Annotated in this window: 3 protein-coding genes; all 3 read right to left on the reverse strand. The window is 41.5% G+C overall.

From position 1 onward, the window contains the following. Nucleotides 1-200 precede the first annotated feature (200 nt). Genes BLR06_RS17690 through BLR06_RS17700 form a run of 3 tightly spaced genes read right to left on the reverse strand, consistent with a single transcriptional unit; the run spans nucleotide 201 to nucleotide 9,616 of the window. Nucleotides 201-1,592: a hypothetical protein gene (locus BLR06_RS17690; protein ID WP_092074915.1), complete on the reverse strand. Its 1,392-nt coding sequence runs from the start codon at nucleotides 1,590-1,592 to the stop codon at nucleotides 201-203. Nucleotides 1,593-1,596: 4 nt separating this feature from the next. Then, the gene (locus BLR06_RS17695) at nucleotides 1,597-4,527 is read right to left on the reverse strand and encodes an acyl-CoA dehydratase activase (RefSeq protein ID WP_092074916.1); all 2,931 of its coding nucleotides are present in this window, start codon (nucleotides 4,525-4,527) and stop codon (nucleotides 1,597-1,599) included. Nucleotides 4,528-4,543: 16 nt separating this feature from the next. Then, the gene (locus BLR06_RS17700) at nucleotides 4,544-9,616 is read right to left on the reverse strand and encodes an SDR family NAD(P)-dependent oxidoreductase (RefSeq protein ID WP_217636936.1); all 5,073 of its coding nucleotides are present in this window, start codon (nucleotides 9,614-9,616) and stop codon (nucleotides 4,544-4,546) included. Between the last annotated feature and the right edge of the window lie 85 nt (nucleotides 9,617-9,701).

Below are 9,701 nucleotides of genomic sequence, written 5' to 3' on the forward strand. Positions count from 1 at the left end.
ATTTCACGATACTCATCATTTCTTCCCGGGTCTTATATCAAATTAAGTGTATAATTTCACCGTTTACAGAGTACCAGTAAATCTACTTCCTATTATATCCTTAAGTACTATATACTGTAAATAAAAAATCAACAGAATATTCTGCTATCTAACAGGAAAGTTCTCCCGCAATACTTCAGATGGAAGTTATGGATTACCGTTTATAGCAAACAGTCAGTTATTGTTGTTCGCGAATTTTTCATTTCCCGTAAGCGTCTTGCTTGAAATACCACATTTTCTAATAAACGAAGATGATTTGCGGATAACCAGGGTCCTTCTAATTCCAGACCAGTAAAGGGAATAGTATATTGATGAGATAAGGTGCGAACAAAAGATAGCCCATGCATCGATGGCTGACAGGTAAACAAAGCGATATTAACTAATCCGTCGAAAACATCTGTCTGAATAGAATTTATATACTTCCCTATTGCGACAGCTGCTTCCGAAAAAACATTGTTGTTTATAAAACGATGGCCTTCTTTTAAGATATTTATATACGATACATGTTTATCATAAACAATACCTGACCCTTGAAGCGCTTTCCTGAGCCGTTTGTTCATAGAATTAGCAAAAATCAAGGTAGAATACGAATACATCGCAAGTTTGGTTTCACCTATATTTTGCTTTGGATTAAATAACGAAAAGATAAGTGGAGCCAGATTAAATTGTTGATCCAGGCTATCATACCCCTTCTTAAATCCGTAAGTCCTTGCGCAATCTGAGAACAGATAGAGAAGAAATTCATGGAATCCTACGATTTTGGGAATAACTCCTTGTTGACAACAATATTCAGTTAAAGGTCCCCTTAAAAAAACCATAGCGCCTCCGCCAAATAACAAAACCTTAGGCGTTTCGTTCAGTGTAGCTTTTAAAGGAATTTTATTTATATTATCAGCCCATTCTTGCAATGAACGTTCAAGCGACTTCATTCCCTTATGAAAGCTAGGAACAACTTTCAGGGTTTCTTCTTTAAATACCTTTAAAGCTTCCTCTTTATTGACGGCGATTGTTTTCAAAACACATTCCGCTTCATCGAATAAATCACCCAAAATAAATGCTTTCAGCAGATCTGTACCGAATCCTAACCCTCGCCCAAGAAAATTGTTTTCCAGAGTAACAAAGGCTGAGTAAATAACATTATTCTTTCCTATCCTTTCTGAAAAAAGCTCCCAAACATTAGGCCAAGCCCCAATTTGACAAGGACAGGCATGTTCAACACCCCAATAAACAAAAATATCATTATGATTAACATAGTTTTTCGCAATATCCTCATAATACATTCCCGCAAGCAAATTAAGTGAAGGACATTCCTTACCAGAACATAACATTTTAGAATAATGCATTATATCAAAGGATGGTTCTAAAAATCTAAAATGCCAGCCCCGGTTTTCAAAAATGCTCCTAACAAAAGGTGTGGCATTAAACATATTCTCACTAAACGGCCAAATATGTTTCACACGCTGATCACTGATTTTAATTTTATTGCCATTAGAGTCAATGATAGAGGTAAAATCGTCTGAAAAAGCAGCTTTTCTAAAACTTGATCCCATCATTTATTTATCCTCCAATTTTAAAGTTTACTGGACTTTGGGGAATTTTCCGCCCGTTTAGTTCAACAATATCCAAGAAAGCACCTACACGGGTTTCAAAGCCGGCATGAGCGGTATGGGAGTCAATTTCTAAATAGCAAAATACTTCGCCCGCCAATTCACGGCGAAATAGATGATACATACTGGCATCAGGTATACAAGAAAAACAGGATACTAAGCAAACAAAAAGGTGGGGGAATTGTTTGGCATAATGAATCGCATTTATAATCTGTCGGGTAAAATACCAAACACCATCGCTAGAAATCACTTTATCTGTAAAATTGGGCAACATATCCACAGTGATAACATTATATCCTCTACTAACTATTTTCCGGGGCAAAGCCAAATTGGCCTCAGATGAACAAATCACATAGGGTCTTCCTGCTAGAATAACCGTTGGTTCTGCAAGTATTTTATTCAAATTTTTCTTTTTAAACTGTTCAAATTCCGTCCTAAATGACTCATAGTGAGCTAATGCACGTTGACCAGCTTTTAACACGCTGCCTTTATTCATTCCCAATTTATCCGATAATTTTCCAATCTGGTTAAGTGAGGTTTCTTTTAATTCGTCTGAAAAAGCGATTGGGGGCTGCAACAGCTTGTCTTCGTCTATCTTGGAAGCAATTCGAATCAAATCGGGAATAATTGCGGCATTACCACAAATATAACTATGCAAATGATGATCCGGGCTCTCTCCGGCCAAGACATGGGGGAAAAACAGGTAATCGACACCTTGATTTATTAAATCATATACTCCTCCATGTGCGATTTCACATGGATAGCAAATAGGTCCTAATGTTTTTGAGTTGCCTTCCTTTGATATGCTGGATAAAACGACATTAAACCCCAATTCATTGATTAGTTTAGCGTAAAAAGGATAGAATTCATACGTAGTTAAAGCTAAAGGGACACCTATTCTTCCCCGCGGCTGCCGTAATGTTTCGGCCCCGTATTTTTCGAACATCAGATGATTGCGAACCGCAATCAAATCCTGTCCTTCATTTTTTAGCCGTTTTTGCTTTTCTTTCACCTCATACTTGGAACAAAGACCGCCAAATGGATATTCCTTATTCCGGACCTCAATCTTTTTGATTTCACATTTATTTTCACAGGCGGAACAACGGAATGTCCCTTTTATCTCCATCGTTCCTTTCAGCAACTCTTTCAAGTCATAGTTTTTTGCCCGGAGACTTCCTTCGTTAAGCATATCCTGGGCCATCAGGCAACTGCCGACACAACCCATTAACTCGGGATATGAAGGCACAACTACTTTGCGTTGCGTTAATGACGCTATCGCCAACGCAACAGATCTATTCAAGGCAACTCCACCTTGGAATAACAACCTATGCCCCACGGTTCTCACACCGACTAACCGAGAGATATAGTTCCGGATAATCGAATAAACAAGACCTGCGATGACATCTTCCCGAGGCGCTCCTTGCTGCAGGGCACTGCGTAAATCAGTATTGATAAAAGCGGCGCACCTTTCCCCAAAGGCAATCGGCTTAAAGCTGTCCTCAGCCCGTTTGCTTATTTCCCCAACGGCAATGCTCATACCTACAGCAATTGATTCCTCCAGGAAACTCCCTGTCCCGGCCGAACAACCGTCATTCATGGCATAATCAATTGGAATACCGTTTAGAAACGAAATATACTTTGAATCTTGCCCGCCGATTTCAAATACCGTATCCACGTCCGGTACTTCCTGAACAGCTGCTCTGGCATGAGCTAATATCTCGTTAAAGCTGGGACAATTGTTAAAAAAAACGGAAACAATACCTCTGCCGGATCCAGTGACTGCAATTTGCACAATATTGATTTTTTTTTCACCAACTTGTCTAATCAAGTCTTGAAGGCAATGTTTCACCGCAGTCTCCGGGTTTCCATGAGTCCGCAAGTAGCAGCTCGCATCAATTGTCCCTTTTAACTGATTAAATAAGATTGCCTTAGTAGTAGTCGAACCTGCGTCAACTCCCATAATATAAGAGGCACCTTCCTTAACTGTCCGGACATAACCAGACTTCACCCGGTAATCCAGAAGGCTTTCGGCAGTCCTGAGAGGCGGCATACGAATAGGTTCCTGGACCGTCTTGCAGCTGATTGCTGAATAAAAAACAGCATCCTCAGAAGACAGTTCGCTAGCTAAAAGAGAAGCCCCCAAAGCCTCAAAACAAGGACTTTCATTCAAAACTTTCAACTCTGAATCTTTAAATAATTCTCTTAAGTGTTCAATAAAGGGTTTATTTAATGCAAGACCTCCTATAACCACAATAGACCGTGATTGCCACCGGGCCGCCTCGACCATTTTATAGACTTTTTTCCCTAAATCATTGATCAGTGATTTAGCAATATCCGAACGGCTGCATTCCCCCTTATTAAGCTTATGCGTTGCATCAGATTTGCAATGTACAGAACAACGGGTCGCCAAATCTACCACTTTTCCGTTCAGGCTCTCCTGAATCCCACTTTCCAGTGTCAAACCCATTCTTTGGAATTGCTGGACAATAAATTCCCCTGTTCCGGCAGCACATTTTGATGAAGGAATAATATTTCTTATTTGCCCGTCTCTTAACGTAATAATGCTGAAATTCTCTCCGCCAAGCGAAAGTAAAAGATCAGGTTTCAAATTCAAATGTTTCAGTGCTCTTTCTATGCATTCTGATTCAGACCGGTATGGTAAATTAAAAAATTCCTTTGCGGCCTGGCCGGTAACCACCAATTTAACTTTGTTTTTGGTAGCATTGTGTGATAAAATTTCTAAAAATTTTTCCATCGGGTTTCCATCATGCCGCACCATATCCATCAACAATTTTCCCGAAGGCATTCTCCGAGTCCATTTTACAGATACAGACCCAACTTCCAAACCCTCAGAAAAAACTTCTTTTGTAATATTATCCATGTTTCTCCCCCTATCGTTATCTTGTATTTGACTTCGGCAGTTGCACCTGCTGGCTCTCAAAATCCCTCTGTCTGATGTCTTTCAGATAACCGACCTTAATACAATAATCTAAATATGTCGCAATTAGCTTTTCATCAATTTCAGGGCAATAAATACCGGCTTGCGCTAATATTTTTGTGGTATAGGTGGTATCGGCATATGAGTTTTGTATTAATGCCGGGTTAAACAAGATCAGTTCAGTGATTATGGAACGATAACGATTGCCTTTTCTGCGTAAAAAATTCTTATACTCCTCCTCACTGACAAATTTGATTGGATAGCCCAATTTGCTGATAATGGCAGCAATATCTTTACTTGTTTTATAGTCGGGATTTGATAAGTGATATGTTTGCTTTATATCTTTTAAGGATGTACTAAGCCATACAATACTCCGGCTAATATAATCAACAGGCGTTATATCCCAATACCAAGGGCTATTTACTGCCATTTCCAACTCGATTGTCGTTTTTATGAAATCGTAAAAAACATCGGGTATCCCAGTCATATTTAAAGGATAGTATCCTTTGTGACTATCCCCCATGATGTACCCGGACCGCATGATGATCCATTTCAAATCCTGTGTAGAACGAACTATTTTTTCCGCTTCAAACTTTGATCTGGAATAGCCTAAATTTCCGAACTTTTGTTCCAGCTCAAAGTCACTCTCTTTAAAAGTCCTGCCCTCTTTTTCCTTGCACTCACCCATAATGGCGTAAACTGTGGAAATATGAATGAAATATTTTTGTTTGGTTCTTAAGGCAAAGTCAACCATGTTTTGTGTACCATCAACATTTACCGCCTTTACCTCACTATATACCCCGTGAAGGCTCTTTTTCGCAGCGCTATGCACAACCATATCAATTCGACTGGCTAACTCTTCGTATGACTCAGGTTCCATACCCAGATAAGGCTTGGTTATATCTCCCAAAACCGGAATTACCCGGCGGTCAAATTCTGATAATAAGCTGAGCTCAGGATCATACACCTCTAACATGGCCCGAATTCTTTGCTTTGCTTGCCCAGTATTTTTCGCCCTCACCAAGCAAAAAAGCATACTATCTGTCCTTTCCAGGTACTCGCAAACAAGCCTGCTCCCCAAAACACCGGTAACACCGTTTAATAAAATATTGTTTGTCTTGAGCCCAAACGTATCATTCGGCAATAAAGGGTATTGGCTTTTTACAGAATTTAGCCGCCTACCATCTTTCATTCCGGGACTTATTACGTTATGTTCATTTCCTATTATTGATTCATCTCTAGCTTTTGCTTTAGAAATCGCAGGATAACCTTGCTTAATTTCACCTTCAATATACTTTGCCAGTTTTTTTACTGTATTTTGTTCAAAAATAACTTCAGGGGAGACAACTATATCACCGAATTCTCTTTGGATATCATTAATAATTCTAATTCGGGTAAAGGAATCAAGTCCATATATCCCCAAATCAATGTCTATGTTCAATTCATTTTGTTCCATGCCTAAATTTTGCACAACGATATGACTAATTAAATTTTCAACGTCATCATAACCGGTATCCATTCTTACCGCTACGCTATATTCAGCAGGTATTACACGCTTAGGAACAACTTCGTCACCATATGATCTTCTAACAACATCTGACTCAAGTTCCAAATCTTTAACCGGTTCTTCAAAATTATTTAAAATTGGCAATTGACCTAACCGGTTATTGCCTGGAGTTGATGGCAAACGAAGAGATTCCGCAGCTGGCATCGAATGATGATTATTTTCTAAAATCCAATAGGCTTTTCGTTCAAATGGATAAGTCGGCAAGGAAATTCTCCGCACTGCCTTGCCGTCGTACAGTTTTTCCCATGGTACCGCAGCGCCGTCAACCCATAACTTGCCTAATTCTATTAAGTCACGTTGTTCGACCAGCCTGTGTAGAAGTCTGTCTCCAGGCGCTTCTTTATGCAATAATTGTGACGCGCCGGTTGCACATCCGTAAAAAATGGTATTCTGGTCCGCCAAATCTTCCGGCCTCTGCAAAAAGCTTGTTAATCCAGCAATAAAATCAGCCAATGTCGCTCCGATAATCGCCAGCCTTTCCTGCATAGATTCCCGCCCGACATGCAGAGTATATACCATGTCTGCGATATCCAACTCTGCTTCTTGGTCTGATGCATTGCTACAAAAGTTGCATAACCGCTTTGCGTATTCATACAAACAATTTTTGGTTCTTGCTGAGAGCACCATAATTTGTGATAAGGCAGGTAGCTGATTCTCAGCTTTTGGTATACTTTGATATTCTTCCAAAATCATATGAGCATTTGCTCCACCAGCGCCAAACGCATTAACAGCCGCTCTGCGGGGAAGCGGGCTGGAAATGCCGTTTCTGTTTACCACCAGTGAATTCCATTCACTTAACTTTTGCTGTACATAGAACGGTGAATGATCAAAATTAATGTTCGGATTAAGCTTCGCTGAATGTAATGAAGGAACGATTTGTTTATACTTAAACTGCAGTAGTGTTTTAGTTAGAGCAGCAATTCCTGCCGCTGCCTCCAAATGCCCAATATTGGATTTCACCGATCCGACCAAGCAATACTGCTTGTCTTGGGTAAAATTACGATAGGCCTTGGTTAATCCTCCAATTTCAATGGGATCGCCTAATGATGTTCCTGTTCCTTGTGCTTCAATATAGGTAATTGTGCGAGGGTCTACTTGCGCTTTCTGCAAAGATTCGTCGATCAGTTCAGCTTGAGCGTTTAAATTGGGGACGGAGTATCCGTTGCTTTTACCCCCATGGTTGATAGAGACATCTTTTATTACTGCGTAAATCTGGTCTTGATCCGCAACTGCTTTTGCTAATGGTTTTAATAGAACAGCTCCTACGCCCTCACCAGGTACGTATCCATCCCCACCCTCACCAAAGCTGCGACAACGACCGTCACTGGATAAAAACCGATTTTGGCTTAACTGAATATATTTATTGGGATGTAAGGAAAGATTAACCCCGCCAGCAATCGCCATCTCACAATCGCCTCGCTGGATGCTATGGCAGGCTAAATGAATAGCTGTTAACGAAGACGAACACATGGTATCCAAGGCAATACTCGGACCATGAAAGTTATAAAAATAGGAAACACGGTTAGCAATTGAGGCAAACGATGCTGTTGGCGGCGCAAACGCTTCCCGAATGCCGCCGCCCCCTAACAGCTGATATTCGCCCCACATGACCCCGACGAACACACCCACTTTGGCATGCTTTCCTAATCCGGTCCTGGTATAACCGGCATCCTCCATAGTCTCCCATACAGTCTCCAAAAAAAGCCTTTCCTGAGGATCAATCCGCGGGGCGTCCAAGGGCGCAATATTAAAGAGCAGCGAATCAAACTTATCAATATCAGCTAAAAACCCGCCCCACTTGGAATACATTGTCCCTATTGAATCTTTTTCCTGGGTATAATAACGGCCGTACTCCCATCTTGAAGAAGGTATTTCAGTGATACAATCCCGGCCATCACGCAGATTCTCCCAGAATTCTTTCATATTGCCCGCCTGAGGATAACGGCCCGCGACACCAATGATAGCAATGTCTAAGGCCCCCATTGCTTTTTCCTCCCGTGATTCCGTCCGGAAAGAGGCAATCCCGGATCGTCTACGGCTGCTAAGGGATTTTTTTACAGGTTCTGTCTCAGCGGCAAAGCGCCTGTGATCATTCATCGTTGCGGCCACCTCACTCTCTGTTGCAAACAAGCGAAGGAGCTGCTCGCGATACGATTCCAGAAAATAAACACTTAATTCCTGGATACTTTGGTATTCAAAAAATAGGGTCTTCTCCAATGTCCCAAACGTTTTTTCCAATCGATCAGTTAATTGCATAATCATTATTGAATCAATACCGTATTTTTCCATAGGGGCATCCTCTTCCAAGCGGTCTGCCGGTAACTTGATAACAGCAGAAATAAGCTGTTTGAGAAAATCCACGACTTTTTCTCTGAGCCAATTCTCTCCAATTGCCGTAACGTCTTTGCTTTCATTGGTACAAAGCGATTCCGTTGTATCCGTATTGATCACTTCTCCTAAGAAGACTTCACGAATTCGTTTAAGATCACCTTCCATCACTGCCGCCTGACCACAACCTAACGCAAGGCCCTGATACAAGGCTTTAATACCAGTTGCAGTCTGCATCGCAACTAGCCCCATGCTTTGCCGCATTCTCTTTGCAGCTACTGCATCAATTCTCATCCCGCCTTCTTTCCATAACGGCCAGTTGATTGACAGAGTCTGTCCCCGACGCTGGCCTGAATCCGCTAAGACATTACGGTACTTGACGTAGGTATCCATAAAGGCGTTGCCAACTGCGTAATCGCATTGCCCTATATTGCCAAATGCTCCGGTTACCGAAGAAAAGAGAATAAAAAAGTCAAGCGGCAAAGCTTTCGTTGCCTGGTCCAAGTTCACTAATCCGGTGACCTTGGGCGCCAGAACTTCCTGCATTTCTTCCTTATGTTTTTTGATGATTAGATTGTCTCGAATCACCCCCGCACTGTGAATAACGCCATGGATAGTCCCGAATTCTGCCCGGATATTCTGAATTAATTCAGCAACTGCCTTCGCTTGAGTAACATCCACTTGCCTGTATACGACTTTTGCCCCCAAAACCTCCAATTCCCGTAGTTGAGCTTGCTTGTTCTCTGTAAGCACAGAACGTCCTGTGAGTATCAGGGTAGCATTCTTAACCCGCTGCGTAATTTCTCTGGCAAAAATAAGCCCCAGACCTCCGGCTCCTCCCGTAATTAAATAAACTCCCTGCTCTTTCCAGGGAAGTCCTACGTTTTCCGGGGAAGTTTTAACTTCACTCCAGCCAGCAACCCAGCGTTTATTGTCCTGATAACGAATATGGCTGTCAATCGCGCTCCGCCTGTCAGTCCTCAACTTTGCTACGATCCCTTCCGCCGTTTCCTCCGGTTCCACCTCAATCAACTGTCCAACCAGTCTTGGATGCTCAAGCTGAGCGGTTTTCAAAAGTCCGGCCAGCCCGGAGAAAAGCTGCTCTTCGTCTTGACTAAAAACAATGATCTGAATCAAAACTTTCCCCTTGTTTTTTTCATTAATTATATTCTGAATTTCTACAAATACCTGCGTTGCATAATCTTCAAACCGTTCAGCTATT

Source organism: Dendrosporobacter quercicolus (assembly GCF_900104455.1).
Classification (GTDB): Bacteria; Bacillota; Negativicutes; order DSM-1736; family Dendrosporobacteraceae; genus Dendrosporobacter; species Dendrosporobacter quercicolus.

Excerpts from the sequence above, each read along its gene's own strand:
- BLR06_RS17690 (WP_092074915.1), bottom strand. The coding sequence starts at position 1,592 with ATGATGGGATCAAGTTTTAGAAAAGCTGCTTTTTCAGACGATTTTACC.
- BLR06_RS17695 (WP_092074916.1), bottom strand. The coding sequence starts at position 4,527 with ATGGATAATATTACAAAAGAAGTTTTTTCTGAGGGTTTGGAAGTTGGG.